Here is a 17,441-nt window from a genome sequence, read left to right as displayed (position 1 = left end):
GGCAAGTTTATACTTCCCGAGTGAGAACCTGAAACGTGCTGATTTTCCAGGGTGCAATTGGGTTGACGACAGCGGGATAGATATTTCTTTCTAATAAATCAAGCGGGTTACCCAAGGTAAAAAATTCACTTTTTAAATTTAGGGTTGGTAAGTTTGCGGATTGACCATGACATTCATAAAATCTTAGAATAAAGCTTTGTGGATGGTTTTCGCTGACCTTAAAAGCTGTGATAATCAAATTATCTGCTGCTAGTGTGAGGAAACTGTTGTTTTTAAAAACTGGTGATGGTGATTTTTTAGTTTCGGGATCGAGAAGTACATTTAATGGTATATTGAAGTCGTATGCTCTTCTGACAGTTTCTGCTGCTTGCCAACCACCGGTATGGGGATATAAAGCATAATTGAACTGATGTTCTCCCCGATCTGCTTGAGGGTCTGGCCAGTGGGGACTTCTTAATAAAGTCAACCGCATTTGATTACCCTTGATGTCATATCCATATTTACAGTCATTTAGTAAACTTACACCGTAGTTTCCAGTATTTGTATCTGCTGTCAAATCTGCCCATTTTAAAGCGGGTACTTCCCATTTCGCCTGTTCTGATGGTGTGTGGGGATTAGTAGGACGACGGATGACCCCACAGGGTATTTCATAGGTAGCAATGTCGCTGTTGAGATTTAAAAGAAAAGAGGTTTTCACCAATACTTGATCTTCTTGCCAATTTACACTGTTCTCAATTTTAAGGATTGGGCAATTGGTTTGTAAAACATAATCTTGGGTAAATTCGGACTTGCCAATTTGACGTACAACTCGTAACCTTTGTTGGATAATACCCTTTTCTAACCATTCAATCGACTCTAATTTAGCAGGTGGTAGAGGTTTAGATTCATAATCTGGGTCAATATTCCAAGCATCCCAGTATTGTCCTTTATCCGCAAATGCTTGTAGCTGGTTTCCTGCTCCTTGCAGAACCTCTCGAAATTGGATTTTGTCAAATACACTTTCTAGATCTCCCGTTTGTGAATTGACCCTAACTAGTAAATATTCATTTTCCAGATAAAATTCTAAACAAAACTCTTCCCCACATTTGTTTTCATCCACATCCCCGGGAGAAAGCCAATATATTTGATATCCTATGGAAGGGATAGTAGGAATAAACAATAAACCATCCCTGGTTATTTGATATGGTAGCTGATTACCATCGAAGTCGTGAATTAACCAATGTTGAGGATGGGGAGGTTTGATCTTAACCACTTCCGAACGCTCCCAATTGAGTGAGTTAAAGATAATTACCGGAATGCTGTCAGGTTGAGGAGGTTCGGGCAAATTTATATTCCAGGCGATCGCTCTTAGTGATCTATCTAGGAGAGTAGATCCTAACTGTTGAACTTGTTGCCATTCTGGTAAAGCATCATGGTAAACTTGGGTGATGGAAGAACCGGGTAAAATGTCGTGGAACTGGTGAAATAAAACCTTTTTCCAAGCGGTTTCTAGTTCTGTTTTGGGATAGGGTAAACCATAAACAGCAGTAGCAAGGGTGGAGAATAATTCCGCTTGATATAAGAGATTTTCACATTGACGATTCCATCTTTTCTGATCCGCATGGGTGGTATAGCATCCTCGATGAAATTGTAGATATAATTCATCTTGCCATACTGGCAATTTCTCTGGAAGAATTGCCACAGAAGATTTGAGATATTGCCAATAATTTTCGGCGGTGGAAAATTCTATTTCTGGAAAAATGGGGGAATCCTTCCACCTTCTTGCAAGTTCCAACATATCACGAGTCGGTCCACCACCATGGTCTCCTACACCAGGTAACCAAAGAGCATTTACTAAACCGGTTTTAGTTTCCCATGTAGATAGATAATCAGTCATTTTGACTGGATCTATAGTTTCCCCAATGGGTGGTGACATGTAACTTAATATTTGACTACCATCGGGAGATTGCCACCAAAATAAATCATAATCAAATTGACTGGTATCATTCCAGCGGAGCTTTTGGGTGACAAAGAATTCAATCCCTGCTTGAGTGAGAAACCCAGGCAAAGTTCCACAAAAACCGAAAGTATCAGGAACCCACACTATCGGTGATATTTTTCCAAATTTTTCTAGAAAATAAAGCTGACCATATAACAGTTGTCTAACTATTGATTCCCCCGAAATCAAATTCAAATCTGGTTCTACCCAAAAACCACCTAACACTTCCCATTTTCCTAATTTTACCTGGGTCTGAATTTGAGTAAATAACCAAGACTGATGTTCCTCCATCCACGCATATAAAGCTGGTGTGGTATGACAAAAAATTAACTCAGAAAATTCCGTTTGTAATTTTAATACGGACTCAAAAGTTCTTTGTGCTGCTTTCCAAGTTTCTTGGACTGGCCATAGCCATGCTAAGTCTAAATGTGCATGACCTACTAAAAATAGTTTATTATCTTTAATACTTGTTAACTGGTCTATTCTCAAATAGGTTTGACGAATCTTTTCTAACAAGCTCTTCCAGTCTGATTGTGTTTTTATACCACAGCTAAAATTTATTAACTCTTCTACTTCTGTTACTAGTCTATTCCACTCCGTTGATGAAAGATTTTTTCCCCTAGTTTGGGCGATCGCCAACTCATTAGCTATAAGACCAGGATCTATATCATCCCCCGATTCAAAAATCATCTGGGAGTGCATCAAAGCTCCATCACAATGTCCAGGACTTACCAACCGCAATACAATAAAAAACTCATCTTTTGGTTTTACCTCTTGACTTAAAAGCAACCGTGGGGAACAATCAAATAAATCACCCGTTGACAATAAATTACCATTGAGATAAACCTCAACCGCATCCGCCCACCAAGTTAGAGATAAGCGCGCACATAAACCACTTAAAGGATAATCATATAAGCTTTCTGGCACAGTGAACTTTTGTCCTAACCAAAGTATGTGCTTTCCTTGATTCCAACCCACCTGTTGTTTGTCATTTAACTGTATGGGTTGCCAATGGAGGAGGTTTGATTGTATTACATCGGTAATTTCTAGGTCACCTCGCCAACACACCCAGGATGAAAGTATATTAACTTGACAGTGGGAGTGTAATTGTTCAATTTTGTCTGAGAGGGACTGACTGTGTGTTGGGGGGGTGGGATAATTCATAAAAGCAAACCCTAATTAACTAATAAATAAACTCGCAATGTCCTCCGGTTCCTCTAGTCCTTATCAAAGCCAAGTATTTAAATTTTTCAGTCACCAGTCTCGTCGGTTGTCCCAAAAATTGAGAGGTGCTTTCCGCAATTTACAGTTGGCAACAAAATGGGGGGCGGAGGCTTTGCTTTACCCGCTTCATAAGTCATTACAACCTGATGAACCAGTGGGGAAAAGACTGAAAACTTTGTACCCCCCTTTGGATGACCATACATCAATGGAATCACCAATTGTAAAAGTATTGGAACAAGTTAGGAGTTTACCATCTGCAGCTACTTGGGAATCGGAAAATTTACAAAATGTCAAATCCTCGGGTTGGTTTGGTGGAATTGTGCAAAAGTTGACCGGAGGTGCAAAAGATGACCAGTCTGTAAAAAGTAAGACATTACAGTCTCATATTCCTAAGATAGAAGCAATTGCGGTTAATTTAACAAGTCGTGATTTGGTACTTGTGGGGGAAAACAATAAGGTTTTTGATGTTTTAACACCTATACAACAAAAGCAAATTGCTAATAGCATTGAGGAGCAGATAAATAACTATTCTAACAGTAATGTGGAGATTCTAGCTGATCTCCTTCCGCGTGTATTCTCTTATTCACTGGTTTTGGCATCTAAATGTTTGAAACTTGTAGATACAATGCTGGTTAAAATAGAACATCAAGCTCAGTTACCAGCTAATGTGTCTGTTGGGAGTGCCAATGTTTTGGTCTTAATTCAATCTGTCATAGGTTACATTTTTGAAACTAGACAAATTACCTTAATGGGTGAAGAAACTGCTCCTGTTCTCCCTCACGAACTCACGACCAGTGCCAGGTTTTCTCCTAGCTGGGAACAAGTACAGACATCCCATGTTGGGGAAGTTAAGGAAGATTGTTGGTTAACATGGGAGGATTTATTTGGGAGCGATTTTTCTGATGGTGATTCGCGTCAACCCCGACAAATGTCTAGTTATGGTAAAAATTATCAAACTCAAGAAAGTGACCTCAAATTAGGAAGAGAACAAAATAATTATCCATACCACTATTATCAATTCAAGCCTGATTGGATAGAAATCAAAGCCACATTTATTGGTTATGAAAAACACCCATTGGAGCAGATTTTAACCTGGCTAGATCATCTAATGCTATGGATAGAAATCATATTCACCAGCATATTTTATTTTTGCAAGGGGTTGTTAGAATTGGAGCAATGATTTTTAAAAACTGTCACCAGGTTGAAATTGATGAATACTTACCATAAGTTGCGGATGATTAATCTCACCAGTCTAGGCAAGGTTATCACGGGAATATTGGCAATTACTCCCCTAGCTTGCATCCCGTCAGCAAAAGCATTAGAGGTGCAAATTTTACCACAAACGGTAAAATTGGGAGATACAATCTCAGTATTAATTAAGCCCGATGCGGAACAAACTCTAAATACTGATATCCAAAATCTTATAAAACCTAGTGTTAAAGTTGATGAAAACACATATCCAGCTTTTGCGATCGCACCAAATACCTATCGTTCCCTGATTCCTACTACCCCCCTAGAAAAACCAGGAATAAGAAAAATTACAATACTAGTGGGGGGACAAGAGGAAAAAAAATTAGAGGTAATAGTAGGTAATAGGAAATTTCCGTTACAGAGGATCAACCTACCACCAGGAAAAGCAGGAGTAAAAGCCACAGAATATGAACTAGCTCGTGTAAAACAGTTAAAGGAACTACAAACACCAGAAAAATACTGGAATGGAGTGTTTCTCAATCCCAATAAAGGGAGGATGAGCACGAGATATGGTGTCAGACGGTACTACAATGGCGTATTTGCCCAAGATTACTATCATCGAGGGTTAGACTATGCAGGTGCAGCAGGTTCAGTAGTAATTGCACCAGCAGCGGGGAGAGTAGCATTAGTGGGGAAGGTATCCCAGGGGTTTAGGGTTCATGGGAACGTGGTGGGTATTGACCATGGTCAGGGAGTAACCAGCATTTTCCTCCACTTGAACCGAATTAATGTGAAAGAGGGTGATTTTGTCCAAGCTGGCAACCTCATCGGTACTGTGGGTTCCACAGGTGCTTCTACTGGTCCCCATTTACATTGGGGTTTATATGTCAATGGCAAATCCATTGATCCTATATTTTGGAAAACCAAAACTATTGATTAGTGGCGTACTGATACAGGAGTGCCCAAGTCCACTTGTTCATATAACATTCTTACATCAGGGTTACGCATCCTCAAACAACCATGGGACACAGCACCACCAATCAAATCCTTATTAGGTGTGCCATGGAAACCAATTTCATTCTTACCGTCTGACCAAAAACCAATCCATCGATCTCCCAGGGGACTATCCGTCCCCGCTTCAAATATTTTCCCCGTAATTGGATGTTTCCAAATAGGGTGATGCTCCTTATGTATAACTTTAAAAGTACCCGTGGGAGTCTCCCAACCCTTTTTACCAACTGCAATTGGGTAACTAGCCACCACCTGGTCATAACGATAAACATAAACCCGGCGATCGCTCAAATCGACGACCACATCACTTTGGTTATTTCCCGCTCCGGGAGATGGAGAGTCATTTCCACCACCAAAGAAAAAGCCTTTTAACCCACTATTTGTTTTGTTTTGTTGTGTAGGGACTACCAATCTTGTGTTTTTTTCCCCATCACCAGAATTAGATGAAGAGTTCATATCAGCACCCAAAGCACTATCTCCAATAGTAATACCCGAAGAGAAATCCGGATTGTGCTCATTAGAATTGATATTTGTTCGCAGTATCATGGAAGGGGAATTATTGGACTCATTTGTAAAGGTATACCAATAGAAAACGAGAGAAACAATGGACGTGCCTAAGCAGAGTAACATAAGCATGGGTAGTAAAGGTTTTTTCTTTGCCATTGCAAATAAAGTATAGACTAAACGCTTTAATTTTTTGCCATAGCTGGCCCATTACAATTATTAAACCCTCCGAGAGTGTCAGTTAGCAAAAAATTTATCAGAAATTATCTAATGTAGGATCATCCTGACAAATGGGGTAGAAACTGCAAGAAAATTTTTCCCCATGTATTGACAAATCCTCATGAATGTTAATATTCTGAGGAATCGTGATACCCACAGGTAGGGATCAGGCTAAGCCTATCCCCGGTTCCAGGACACACCATGAGCTGCCAGGATCTGTTGGGCCTTGGTTATCCAAGTAAGGGGGAAACCCGCATCACGGTAGAGGGTGGCCGGGATCTTGTCCTTAATTTCTGCATGGAACTGGGGTAGTTCGCTCCAGTGGCGGCCACATTGGACATGGTGAGCCGTGTGGTAGCCCAGGTTGCAGGTAAAAAAGTTGTACCAGTGATCGGTGATATTATAGGTCGCTTTGTAGGGATCTTTCTCATCCAAACCCGCATGGTGCTCATAGGTGACATAGACTGTCATAAAGAGCAAAAAGGCCATGGGAAATACAAATTGGATCAGGGTATTGACACTGTTCACGGAAGCCAGAGCCAGAAGAACGAGCGCCGTGGCCACCATGTTTTGGATTAGCCTAACCCGGATTTTAGGATACTTTTTGCCCACCTTTAAGGCTTTAGGATAAGCTTGAGTTGTAACAGTCCACGCATATTCTAGGGGGGGCATTGTCCGGCCTTTCTCGTCTTTCCAGGCGGACTCATCCTTCGTTTGGTCAAGGTAGTTAACGTGGTGACCAAAGATATGGTGCAAAACCCAGGCTTCGCCGACAATTCCTGTTTGCAACCCCATCACTAGTTCCAGGGCGCGATTGGCCCACTCTGGATAAAAAAACTTGAGGTGCTGATGGTGGTGATTCCAGCAACAAATGCAACCCTTAATATTTAAGCTAATCAACATCCAAATGATGGGTATAAGGGGGGAAGGGCTAAATAAGAAAACCGCTAAATCGACTCCTAGAACCACAAGGATTGCTGCAATCAGATAAGCGTCTATTTTTTTTCTCAAGAACATATGGATGAACAAGGTTGTCGCAATGATACTATCGGTATCCCATGATCGAGGGCAATCTAGGGATTCCAGAGGTTTCCATTAATTCTACTTCCTTTGAGGGAAGTGCACCCCTCTATTTTAAGCTCTTACCCTGACTGGTGTCCAGACCCACTTTGGGAAGGTCAGCAAATTTTCTTTTGTTTTTCACTGATTCCAAGAGGGGAAGCAGTCCCCTTGTATACATTTAACTCGTGGGCAGGGTTACGCCCTGTTTTATCAGGGTGCGAGATCCCGTAGGGAGTCCTTCCCCATCGCATTTATATATATCCTGTTGGTTTGTTGGGTTTCGTGCCTCAACCCAACCTACGATTATCCACGACAAAACCAGTCGGTTTCCAACCGACTTGCGCTTTGAGACAGGGAATGAATTCCCTGTCTCCCTGACAAATAGAGAAGTGCAATTGTTTTGAAGGTTGGGAACATAAAAAATTAGACTCAGTCTAATAGATAGAGATTATTTTATGCCAGTGGGATCTATGAGTCAGTCTATTGCTGTATCCTGGTCAACTGTTGATGCCAATTATTCACAAGCATCGGTGCAAGTTGATAAACTCTCAAATCAGGATCTTATTTTGCGCTGTCAATCTGGACTGCGCCCGGACAAAGCAGCTTTTGCTGAATTGCTGCGCCGCTATCAGGCCCAGGTGGATAGGGTACTATATCACTTGGCTCCCGACTGGTCTGACAGAGCTGATTTGGCTCAGGAGGTGTGGATTCGAGTCTATCGGAACATTCACCGATTACAAGAACCTGCTAAATTTCGCGGTTGGTTAAGTCGAATTGCCACTAATTTGTTTTATGATGAGCTACGTAAGCGCAAAAGGTCTGGTAGTTCTTTGTCCCTAGATGCTCCTCGTTTAGCAGGGGATGGGGAAATGGATTGGGAAATTGCTAGCGATACACCAAGTCCGGAAGAACAACTCAGAACTAGGGAATTTTATGAGCAACTGCGGGAAGCTATTGCTGATTTACCAGAGATTTTTCGTACTACTATAGTCCTCAGAGAAATCGAAGGTTTAGCATACGAAGAAATTGCTCAAATTACTGGTGCTTCCCTAGGAACGGTCAAATCTAGAATAGCTAGAGCTCGTTCCCGACTGCAAAGCCAACTACAAAGTTATCTGGATGGTTAAGTGGATTCACAGGAAAATTCCTCTAGTTTACCCGTGGTTAAAGCGAATATGGATAGGTTTAATTATCAGGAATATCATGAAGGGGATCAGTTTGAACTGTTAAGCGCATACTTGGATGGTGAGGTTACAGCTACTGAACGTCAGCGGATAGAGCAGTGGTTGGCAACGGATGAATCCGGTAAGCGTTTATACATGAAACTGCTAAGGTTGAGGCATGGTGTCCGATCCATGTCTGTGCCAAGCTGTTACGCTGCGTCTTCGGAGTTATTTGATCTTGTTTGGAAACGCATAATTTTCCGTCGTCGGATAAATTGGATGTGGGGTGGTGCTGCTATTGCAGCTTGTGTTATTGGTTCCCTATCAGGAATTTTGCCAGGAAATACTTCCAGGTTACAACTAGCACAACAGAAGATAGATAGTGTCCAAACACAAGCACCAATCTCTCCTTTAATGGTCGCCCTCAATAACCCAATAGTTGAAATTCCCAAAACTGCTGTGGTGCGACCAGCAAAAATTGAGGAAATAGACTATATTCAAGAGGAGATGGAGTTTGAGGGGAATTAGGCAATTAGGCGATCGCATTGAGAGCTGTAAATACTGGAGATGGCAAAAGGTCTTGCAAACTATGTGGTTTTGTCCATGTGAAGGGTGCTCTTTTCGCAGCGGACATCCAGAGGAGTTTTTTTGCTCTGGTCATGGCTACATATAGTAATCTGTATTCCTCTGCTAGTTTTAAATCTTTAGCTTCTTCCCATGCTTGTTTAAGCTCAAAAAGACTTTTGTTTGAGTTGTGATTGACATTTTGCTGGGAATTATTCATGGTTTCTGTCCCTTGATGGAGTGCAGTGCGAATTTGGGCGCGAGCAACTTCTGCTAGGCTAAAATCACCTAAGAATTGACTTTGGGGTTTTACCCACAATTTGCCAGGAATTAGATTTTCATGCAAAAAGGGTAGGAACACATAGTCCCAGTCTAGACCTTTGGCTTTGTGCATGGTGATAATTGTTAACTGACCTTTTTTTATATATTTATCTTCATGGTTTTCTGTATCCACCGCTTCAAATTTTTCCGAATTGACTATTTCCACTAATGCATGAATTAGGGAACTTCTCGATCTATCCCCGGTAATTTGGAGATTAACTTTTTCTGCTAATTTATCTGCTGTAGCTAACTCCCCTTGATCATAGTTTAGACTTGAGGCCAAAAAGTAAATTATCTGATATACTGGTATTTCCCATGCTCCTTGCAATAAGTTCCTACATTGTTGAGCAGCTTCCTTAACTACTTGTGTTTGCACCTTAGTGAACGGTGTAGGATATAAAAATTCCTCGGGTAAAATTGCCAAGCTATTAACGTCTTGAGCAGCTATTAATTGTCTTTGCATCAGCACGGTTAATGCAGTTTTTAAAAAATCCTGGGAATGGGGGCGATCGCAAAACTGCAATAAAGCTAAGATTTCTTTTGGTACTTGGGAACGTCTTTCTGTTTCTGCTACCTCATATAGTTCGATATGATGCTGGTTACATATTGGTTCTATATTTTCTGCTAACCATTTACCTTGGCGATTTTCTCTCACTAATATAGCAGCAGTACCTACATTAGTTTTGAATAGTTCTACAATCTTTTGACCTATCAGTTCAACAGTGTGATGAATGTCATCAGGTGTATGTAGTTCCAATCCTTTTCCTGCAGGTGCAGGATTGGCATCGGTTTGCGGATCACCAATATTGACGACTTGAATTTTCTGATTTAGGAATGGTGGTTTTTTTGGTGAATGATTTTGTAGATTCTTTTTCGACCATTGGTGATTTACCCATTCCAGAACAAAGTTAGCCGCATCAATAATAATTCTACTACTACGTCCAGCTTGGTTCATAGTTGCCAGTCTTTGTTCCCCAGCACATTGTTGACAAAATTCCCGAAAATAAATGGGATCTGCAGGCGTAAAAGTGGAATTAATAGCTTGATTAGAATCACCAACCCTGACCAAATTCAAGGTTGTTTTTCCTCCGTTGCTATCTTTTCTTTCTGCCAATATTTCTAATAGTTGAGTTTGTAGCTGACTAGAGTCTTGTGCTTCGTCTTCAAAAACTGCAAAAATCTTATTTTTTTCAATTCGTAACGCACTGGGATTTTTGAAAACTTCTAAAGCTGCCAAAATCATATCATCATAATCAATCAAACCTTGGGACTTCATTAACTTTTCATACTCCTCATATAGTCCCGCTGCAATCCGCAAAATTTGATAGGAGTTTTGAGTTTTCTCACTCCATTGATAGAGAGTTTCCGGTACAATCCCAGAACTTTTAGCCTCATGAATTGTGGTATAAGCTAAATCTGGCAAAATCTCCGTTCTTAAAACCGATTGACGACGCAGTTTCTCCGTTTCTTCCCCATCAAATTGGTGTCCTTCCAATAAACGATAATACATGGTGGGATGCTTGCTAATCCACTGCTCTACAGCTATACTAATTAAACGATGACTCCGATTAGGAGTAATTAACTTCACCTGGTCTAACTCCAAACCAGACAGTTGGGGATAACGAGTGGCAATATTTAAAGCCAAACCATGTAATGTATAAACCACAAACCCCTTTTGTGGTAGAGATAGTTCCCGCAATTTTTCACAAATCTTTAATTTCAGGTTCATAGCAGCGGACTTGGTAAAAGTCACTAGGACTAATTGGGAACGGGAGTGGGAGTAATACTGACGCGCTATGGCAATAGCTGCTGCACTAGCCATTCCCGTGGATTTACCTGCACCAGGGACAGCGGAAACAGCTAATGGTCCCCCCAACCAATCAGCCATTTGCACCTGTCCAGGACGCAATTTTTGCCGAATCTGTTGGATTTTGACCTCTAGTCTATGTTCTCTATCTTGAGAGTCCCATTTTTCACTATTTAAATTCTCAAGTTGCATGGATTTGCTCTGATGATTCTGAATCTTAATCGCGGGTTAAGTAGGGAGGCACAATTATTTAATTCCACCCACCCACTTAATTTTATTGTGATTTGTTTATTGCTCACATCACCCCAATTCTTTAGTGGAGATTGAGATGGTTGGTAACAATCTTTTTGAGGATTTTTAGGATGATTTCTCCCTCATTTTTGGAACTATATTCCCTAGAAAACTCCAGTTCCATTCTTAACTTTTCAGATTCCATACCTTCAATTTTAGCATGGACAAAAGTCCAAACATCAGCAATCGTATAACACCCATATACTTCTTGGGGATCTTGTCTATCCTCTTGCCAATTCAATCTTCCAGCTGTTAGCAGTTGGCCATATAATTGGGATAGAGGATTTTGATTATCTAAACCCTTTTTCGCTTCCACCACCACCAGATATGGAACTTCTACACTATCAACCACGCTCCTAGCTAGTAAACCATCAGCAATTCCTTCTAATTCAAATTGGGGATATTTTGCCTGCAACAATACTTCCGCTAATGCTTGAATTTTACCCCTTTCTGCTAACAGTAAAAAGGGGTAAATTCCCCTAGCCCAAATGGTGGCTTCATTCATTAAATGAATAGAATAATTTAATAAATGAGATTGTATATAGCCCACCTGTTGCTGTTCATCTTGAGTTATGGTTATACTCTCAAGGTCTAACCATTCATAACTCCCAATTCCCTTTTCGTCTAATTGCACAAATCTTTTTAAATCAGATTTAGAAATCTTGGACAGGGTCAACTTTTCCATATCTCATCACTCATCAATTTGCCAACTATCTTTGGTAAAATCTTCGTCTAAAACTTTTTTAGGACGTAAAATGACAATTATGCGTCCTAATATTGTCTGCTCTGGTTGAGTTTCAAACCACTGAAAATCCACTTCTCCATCATTGTCAAAGGCAAAATAACTCCCGTCATCCCAATCTCTTTCATCTCTATCTATCACAATTAGAATTTGTTCGGTTTTGCCAGATTTGCTCTGGGGAAAAATGTTGCTCTCCCCAATTATCACTATTGGATCTTCCGCAGAACGCAACACTTGCCATCCCGGTAATGCTACCCAAGCTTGCTCACCAGCAAATTTAACTATGTTAAAAGGGGCTTCTTCTATAATTAGCGGTACTGACTTGACATCCTTTGGGGTTAGGGGTAATTCTCCTACTACGGGAACTAATCTGGGCAGTTCTTCATCAGACTCTAGTCGAAAATAGGGAAGCAAAGGCGCATTGCGCTGGGGAACAATGGTAAAGTCCGTTAGTAATTGTTCAATCTGTTTTCTGGCTGTACTCGATTGCACAAAACGTAATCCTTTGGCAATTAAACGAGATCTCTCCTGCAGGTCTGAGTTTTGTCTAGCCAGTTTCCAGCATTGGTAAGCAACAGCGTCTCCTGGATGGGTACTGAATCCTTCCGGGGGAGTGGAAAATCGGGAGAAGTCTTTAATAGCTTTAGCAATTTCCCTTGCTTCATCCACATCCAGTTTATGGGCAAAAATTAAATCCGCAGCTGTCGCTCTATCTCCTTGGGTTAATAGTCTCAGTTCGTAAAGAATGTCACTGGCTCTTGTTCCGTAGTAGGCTTTGGTAGCTTCTGATGCGCCGAATTTTTCTAGGGAGCTGTAAACTTGTGCACCAACAACCACCTGATTTTGCTGGATCGGTTCAAATCCTGTAGCTTCAAAAATATCCTGGGGATTATAGCCATTTTTTTGTAAATAGGCGATCGCATTTCCCCACTCTACCCAATTACCTTTTTTCTGTCTCAGTTTTACTAGTAATTCTTCAGCTGTATTATCTGTGTTCTGAATATTTCCCTGGTGGTTTTCTCTGTTGGAAGATTGGGTCATAAGTTACTCTTGTTGTTTTCACCTAGTTTATCCTAATCAACTTTTTTAAAATTTTAAAATAATTAAAATAAAATAATTAAAATAAGTATAAAAAAGAACTGCTCCCTATTTTATTACAATCTATTTAATAAGTCAAGTGGACAATTGATGGCGCAGGTTGCGTAACATACTGCTTGTTCCCCGTTTAATCGCTTGTTGTACTAACTCTGGAATGAGATCTGTAATACTCAGGGATGGAAAGACTCGACTGGTGGTACTCTTTTGATAGTTGTTTTTTTCTAGCAGGTAAATTGTTAGGCGATCATTTTCATAAATCCAGATCTCAGGAACCTGTAGGGTCAAGTATGTATCTAATGTGGTTTGAGAGGTAAGGTCACTCTCAATTGCTAAGTCTGGTGGCGGATCCGTTTCCATATTCATTCGCATCAAGGAGCGAACCCGATCCGCATTCTCTATATAAAAACAGGTATCTGGTTCCAGACCTGCTTGTTCTGGCTTTTTAAAGGTGGTAGAGCCAAAATCTTCCCAAGGTCTGTTTTCAGCATCTAATAGGGTTTTGACAATATCAGAAATAATGCGGTGAGGACGTTCATGAGCAGGAAGGGGAGACACAATTTCTAGGGTTCCATTGCAATAGTTCATTCGGGGCACTTGGCGTTCATCCCCCCAATCTTTATATAAAGCTTCATATTGCTCCCAAGTAACATCGTGAATCAACAAGTGACTACCCGGTGCAATTTCAATGGTAGTGATTGGCAATTTGACCAGATTAAGTGTAGTCATGATATTTTGTTTGTGGAACCAGATTTTGTCGTTATCTTATCCTATGTTAACAGAGTGACCTTAAATTCTTCCCCAATTTCTTCAAAGAGTACATCCTTGCCGAGTTTTTTCGCCTCTTGATAAACCATAGGTAAACCTCTGCCCAATTTATCTATGTATCTGAGGTTTTCCATAAATTTAACAATAACCGGATTTATAGAGTAAGACACTCCAAACCTGAGTTTATCAATAGTGACCGTGTTTGGTAATTTCCCCGGACTCATAAACTCTATCCGGTTATCAAACATAAAAATTCGGATCCTGGAACCGGTTATGGAATAATTACGATGCACACAAGCATTGACAATCAATTCCCGAAACACTTTGTCAGGATATTTTATCCTTTCATCTCTCCTGGTTCCCAAAATAGATGATGGGGTCAGGATATTGTTTTTGATTATTTGTAATGCTGCTTGTACCTGATCTGGCAGTGATCCTTCAATATTTTTTTTGTCTATTAACTCTTCTGAGATTGTATCTCCTAGAAAGTGGGCAAATGAGATAGAAGCATTATGGAAAATCCGCTGGGGATTAATGCCAAAGACCAAAAGACCACCAACTGTCACTTGCTCGTTTTCCGCAATGATATCAGTGTTTTTTAACAGTGTTATTTTCTCTTCCTGTTCCATTTCCATATAGTGGACATCATAACTGTGGAAATATCGATCAATGGCATTGTGATTGAGATAAGACGGATTGGTATTGTCAACTGCTGTGACATCAAAGTGATAAAGTCCACTTTGCTGAAATAGTCTCATTAGTTCAATGATATAGTTGATGTCCATAATAGTTCTTAATCTCTATCAGTTATATTAAATTAACTATGGCAAATATTCTGGATTGAGCACGTCTTTGGGATCAAAGGGACATTCTTGGGGAAATACCTCCAGTTCTAAACCAGTTTCCCGGGAAGCGATGAGTCGAGCATCGCTGTAACACTCGTCAAAAACCTGGGCAAAATATGGTCGCAAGCTAGGACTTTTCTTAAAAGCTCTATTTAAACGCAGACTATGTTCAGTAATTGATGCCCGCCAGCTATCAGTACGTTTATGCTTTTGATATTTCCACTTGAGTAAGTGCTGAAGCACCCGGATTAAATTGCTTTCTAAAGCATCTTTTTGACTATTGCCCATGTCTTCCAGTTCTTCAATGAGATGGGGAATTTCTTTGGGGTCTAACTTACTTAATTGCAAAGCTTGTATGGTTTCCTGAATCCAAAGATAAAAGTCTTGGTCGTAAACTGATGTGTTGCTATTCGATGTAGACATCTTTAAATTACCTGAAAGATTATTAAGCTTTACTGGTTGTCTTTTATATATTAAATTGGTTGACACCCATATTAACACAGCTCCTAATTTTTGACAAGGTGCGATCGCAGATAAATTCCCATTCTTTTAAACGAGCGATCGCTACCAAGACAATTCATGTTATATTGAGACTGGATTCGATTTCATTACCAAAAGTAGTTTGTTTTGTTTTAAATTTTAAATCTCCCAATTTTTTTCCGCCACCAATGAAGCAAGGAATTCGTGATATTTTTGACCGTATTGCTCCTGTGTACGATCAACTTAATGATCGGCTAAGCCTGGGACAACACCGCATCTGGAAGGAAATGACTGTGAAATGGAGTGGTGTGAAACCAGGAGATACTTGTTTAGATTTATGCTGTGGTAGTGGGGATTTAACCTTTCGTTTGGCTCGACGTGCAGGAATTGCTGGTAGAGTATATGGTGTGGATTTCTCTAATAATTTACTTAATGCTGCTAAAAACCGCCAGAAATTATCCCAGAACCCATATTCTATCACCTGGACAGAAGCAGATGTGCTGAGTCTTCCTTTTGTGGATGATCAATTTGACGTTGTGACCATGGGTTATGGTTTAAGAAATGTGACAGATATCACCCGCAGTTTACAGGAAATCTATCGAGTGCTAAAACCTGGGGGTAGGGCGGCAATTTTGGATTTTCATCGTCCTGATGACCACATCTGGAGGACCTTTCAACAATGGTATTTAGATTATCTGGTTGTTCCCCTAGCCACTAATTTGGGTGTAAGGGAAGAATATGCTTACATCAGTCCCAGTTTGCAGCGTTTTCCCAGGGGTAAAGAACAGGTTGCCCTAGCACGTCAAGTTGGGTTTGTCAATGCTGTTCATTATCCAATTTCTAATGCTATGATGGGGGTATTAGTAATTGTCGTTCCCTAATCGAACTGATTCCAAAATCCTGTGGATTGGTCACATCTTTGGCTTTATATGTCACCTCCCGTCCTGGGTGGTGTAATTGGCTATTTCACTAATGATATAGCCATTAAAATGCTTTTCCGTCCCTACAGACCCGTCTATGTTCTGGGACGTAAGTTACCTTTTACTCCTGGTTTGATTCCCAGTAATCAAGAGCGATTGGGAAACAATATTGCCCATGCTATCATGGGTTCCCTCCTAACTCCAGACGAATTACATAAATTGGCTGGACGACTTTTGGCAACTGACCGGGTCAAAGCTGCTATCCTATGGTTGTTGCAATTGGCACTAGCCCAAATTAAACAGGAAAAAAATCAGAAAACTGCTCAGATCTTGGCGGGAATTTTGCGCGATTTATTGGGGGATTCTCTTCCCCGTCTGTTAAGAGTGTTAGCTCGTAAAGAAGATTTTCTAGAAGTACAAATTAATCAAGTTTTTGACCGTCTAATATTAGAGTTTAGACTAAACGAAGAACAGGCTATTTGGTTAGCTGACTGGTTACTGAAGGTTGCTTTTCCACCGGATGTGTTAAGACAAGCAATAATTAATTTTCTCACAGATAAAACTATTCAAACTATTGATGATAGCTTTAGAGAAAAAACTAGTGGTACTTACTGGGTGGTAGCTAATCTTTTCGGTTTACGAAATACTCTTACCCGACTCAGAAGTTTTTGTTTGGATGAGAAGGAATTGACTAATCAACGACTGCAAGAGTTAGTTCAAGACCTACAATTGGGCGATCGCCTGAAAAAGCTATTACAGGATTTATCCCTGCAAAATTTGCCCATTGGCACAGTTCGTGAATTAAGAAAGAGTGTAAAAGAGAGCATAAGATATTATCTGCGAGACACTGGCAGTAACCTGATACAGGAAGTAACAGAATCAGCGGACTGGGAAAAAATTTCCATGCTTCTACTAAATCGTCTGCGCGATTCAGCCATTGTTAACAGTTCCCTAGAGTCTGTGGCTCAAGAGTTAGCCCTAATCTTAGACAAGTATTTAGAAAAAGATCTAGAAACCATTGTAGCGCAAGCAATTCCAATTTTATCCCTGGATAAAGTTATTGTAGAAAAAGTGAAGGCCACCTCACCTGCTGACTTAGAAGCAGCTATTGAGGGGATTGTCAAGAACGAGTTACAGGCAATTGTGAATCTAGGAGGTATTTTAGGGTTAGGGGTGGGTCTGTTACAGGTAGGACTTCTCCTTCTAAACCAGGTCTAGTCAGGGTTGGCATCAAAAAATGGAGAAGGAGGAGTAAG

Annotated in this window: 15 protein-coding genes; 6 read left to right on the top strand and 9 right to left on the bottom strand. The window is 40.4% G+C overall.

All coding sequences use genetic code 11. The features are described from left to right. Positions 1-7: 7 nt before the first annotated feature. Positions 8-3,142 (bottom strand): alpha-mannosidase, encoded by a 3,135-nt coding sequence (locus tag ASL19_RS06885; protein WP_057177761.1) that lies wholly within the window; start codon positions 3,140-3,142, stop codon positions 8-10. A 37-nt stretch (positions 3,143-3,179) separates the two neighbouring features. On the opposite strand from ASL19_RS06885, the gene ASL19_RS06880 reads away from it, so the two are divergent. Together ASL19_RS06880 and ASL19_RS06875 are read left to right on the top strand one after the other, a co-directional pair. Continuing rightward, positions 3,180-4,382 carry a hypothetical protein gene (locus tag ASL19_RS06880; protein WP_057177760.1) on the top strand — a complete coding sequence of 401 codons (1,203 nt, stop codon included), beginning with the start codon at positions 3,180-3,182 and terminating at the stop codon, positions 4,380-4,382. Between the two features lie 30 nt (positions 4,383-4,412). Then, positions 4,413-5,333, top strand: coding sequence for a M23 family metallopeptidase (locus tag ASL19_RS06875; protein ID WP_057177759.1), 921 nt, complete (start codon positions 4,413-4,415; stop codon positions 5,331-5,333). Here the strand turns inward: ASL19_RS06875 and ASL19_RS06870 are convergent. After that, the gene (locus ASL19_RS06870) at positions 5,330-5,950 is read right to left on the bottom strand and encodes a L,D-transpeptidase (RefSeq protein ID WP_057177758.1); all 621 of its coding nucleotides are present in this window, start codon (positions 5,948-5,950) and stop codon (positions 5,330-5,332) included. The two genes, ASL19_RS06875 and ASL19_RS06870, sit on opposite strands and share 4 nt — an antisense overlap. A 354-nt stretch (positions 5,951-6,304) precedes the next feature. Next, a complete protein-coding gene (locus ASL19_RS06865) occupies positions 6,305-7,144 on the bottom strand; it encodes a fatty acid desaturase (protein WP_006275642.1) in 840 nt (279 codons plus the stop codon). A gap of 515 nt (positions 7,145-7,659) precedes the next feature. Between ASL19_RS06865 and ASL19_RS06860 the strand changes: the two genes are divergently transcribed. Further along, entirely contained in the window at positions 7,660-8,316 is a 657-nt protein-coding gene (locus tag ASL19_RS06860) for a sigma-70 family RNA polymerase sigma factor (protein WP_040007870.1), read from the top strand. Next, positions 8,317-8,880, top strand: a complete 564-nt coding sequence (locus tag ASL19_RS06855) for a zf-HC2 domain-containing protein (protein WP_235528946.1) — start codon at positions 8,317-8,319, stop codon at positions 8,878-8,880. Positions 8,881-8,884: 4 nt separating this feature from the next. Here the strand turns inward: ASL19_RS06855 and ASL19_RS06850 are convergent, their stop codons facing one another. The 6 genes from ASL19_RS06850 to ASL19_RS06825 all read right to left on the bottom strand — a co-directional run bounded on the left by ASL19_RS06850 (position 8,885) and on the right by ASL19_RS06825 (position 15,208). After that, positions 8,885-11,236 carry an ATP-dependent helicase gene (locus ASL19_RS06850; RefSeq protein WP_057177757.1) on the bottom strand — a complete coding sequence of 784 codons (2,352 nt, stop codon included), beginning with the start codon at positions 11,234-11,236 and terminating at the stop codon, positions 8,885-8,887. 121 nt (positions 11,237-11,357) lie between these two features. Beyond that, on the bottom strand, positions 11,358-12,020 hold the full coding sequence (locus tag ASL19_RS06845) for a hypothetical protein (RefSeq protein WP_057177756.1): 663 nt from the start codon (positions 12,018-12,020) through the stop codon (positions 11,358-11,360). 6 nt (positions 12,021-12,026) lie between these two features. Then, entirely contained in the window at positions 12,027-13,118 is a 1,092-nt protein-coding gene (locus ASL19_RS06840; protein WP_057177755.1) for a RuBisCO accumulation factor 1, read from the bottom strand. A 132-nt stretch (positions 13,119-13,250) separates the two neighbouring features. Beyond that, entirely contained in the window at positions 13,251-13,901 is a 651-nt protein-coding gene (locus tag ASL19_RS06835) for a Uma2 family endonuclease (protein ID WP_057177754.1), read from the bottom strand. Between the two features lie 41 nt (positions 13,902-13,942). Next, entirely contained in the window at positions 13,943-14,725 is a 783-nt protein-coding gene (locus ASL19_RS06830; RefSeq protein ID WP_082604663.1) for an ATP-binding protein, read from the bottom strand. A gap of 36 nt (positions 14,726-14,761) precedes the next feature. After that, positions 14,762-15,208, bottom strand: coding sequence for a DUF29 domain-containing protein (locus ASL19_RS06825; protein WP_057177753.1), 447 nt, complete (start codon positions 15,206-15,208; stop codon positions 14,762-14,764). A 245-nt stretch (positions 15,209-15,453) separates the two neighbouring features. Here ASL19_RS06825 and ubiE point away from each other — a divergent pair, with 245 nt between their 5' ends. Both ubiE and ASL19_RS06815 read left to right on the top strand, forming a co-directional pair. Further along, positions 15,454-16,146, top strand: a complete 693-nt coding sequence (gene ubiE / locus ASL19_RS06820; RefSeq protein WP_057177752.1) for a bifunctional demethylmenaquinone methyltransferase/2-methoxy-6-polyprenyl-1,4-benzoquinol methylase UbiE — start codon at positions 15,454-15,456, stop codon at positions 16,144-16,146. 21 nt (positions 16,147-16,167) lie between these two features. Next, positions 16,168-17,403 carry a DUF445 domain-containing protein gene (locus tag ASL19_RS06815; protein ID WP_057177751.1) on the top strand — a complete coding sequence of 412 codons (1,236 nt, stop codon included), beginning with the start codon at positions 16,168-16,170 and terminating at the stop codon, positions 17,401-17,403. Positions 17,404-17,441 lie beyond the last annotated feature (38 nt).

Source organism: Cylindrospermopsis sp. CR12, from assembly GCF_001432185.1.
GTDB lineage: Bacteria > Cyanobacteriota > Cyanobacteriia > Cyanobacteriales > Nostocaceae > Raphidiopsis > Raphidiopsis raciborskii.
Note: the sequence above shows the minus strand (reverse complement) of the source record. Positions and strands in the feature narration are given on the sequence as shown.

What these genes read in the sequence shown, in the direction of transcription:
- ASL19_RS06885 (WP_057177761.1), bottom strand. Translation starts at nt 3,142, where the DNA reads ATGAATTATCCCACCCCCCCAACACACAGTCAGTCCCTCTCAGACAAA.
- ASL19_RS06880 (WP_057177760.1), top strand. Translation starts at nt 3,180, where the DNA reads ATGTCCTCCGGTTCCTCTAGTCCTTATCAAAGCCAAGTATTTAAATTT.
- ASL19_RS06875 (WP_057177759.1), top strand. Translation starts at nt 4,413, where the DNA reads ATGAATACTTACCATAAGTTGCGGATGATTAATCTCACCAGTCTAGGC.
- ASL19_RS06870 (WP_057177758.1), bottom strand. Translation starts at nt 5,950, where the DNA reads ATGATACTGCGAACAAATATCAATTCTAATGAGCACAATCCGGATTTC.
- ASL19_RS06865 (WP_006275642.1), bottom strand. Translation starts at nt 7,144, where the DNA reads ATGTTCTTGAGAAAAAAAATAGACGCTTATCTGATTGCAGCAATCCTT.
- ASL19_RS06860 (WP_040007870.1), top strand. Translation starts at nt 7,660, where the DNA reads ATGAGTCAGTCTATTGCTGTATCCTGGTCAACTGTTGATGCCAATTAT.
- ASL19_RS06850 (WP_057177757.1), bottom strand. Translation starts at nt 11,236, where the DNA reads ATGCAACTTGAGAATTTAAATAGTGAAAAATGGGACTCTCAAGATAGA.
- ASL19_RS06845 (WP_057177756.1), bottom strand. Translation starts at nt 12,020, where the DNA reads ATGGAAAAGTTGACCCTGTCCAAGATTTCTAAATCTGATTTAAAAAGA.
- ASL19_RS06840 (WP_057177755.1), bottom strand. Translation starts at nt 13,118, where the DNA reads ATGACCCAATCTTCCAACAGAGAAAACCACCAGGGAAATATTCAGAAC.
- ASL19_RS06835 (WP_057177754.1), bottom strand. Translation starts at nt 13,901, where the DNA reads ATGACTACACTTAATCTGGTCAAATTGCCAATCACTACCATTGAAATT.
- ASL19_RS06830 (WP_082604663.1), bottom strand. Translation starts at nt 14,725, where the DNA reads ATGGACATCAACTATATCATTGAACTAATGAGACTATTTCAGCAAAGT.
- ASL19_RS06825 (WP_057177753.1), bottom strand. Translation starts at nt 15,208, where the DNA reads ATGTCTACATCGAATAGCAACACATCAGTTTACGACCAAGACTTTTAT.
- ubiE (WP_057177752.1), top strand. Translation starts at nt 15,454, where the DNA reads ATGAAGCAAGGAATTCGTGATATTTTTGACCGTATTGCTCCTGTGTAC.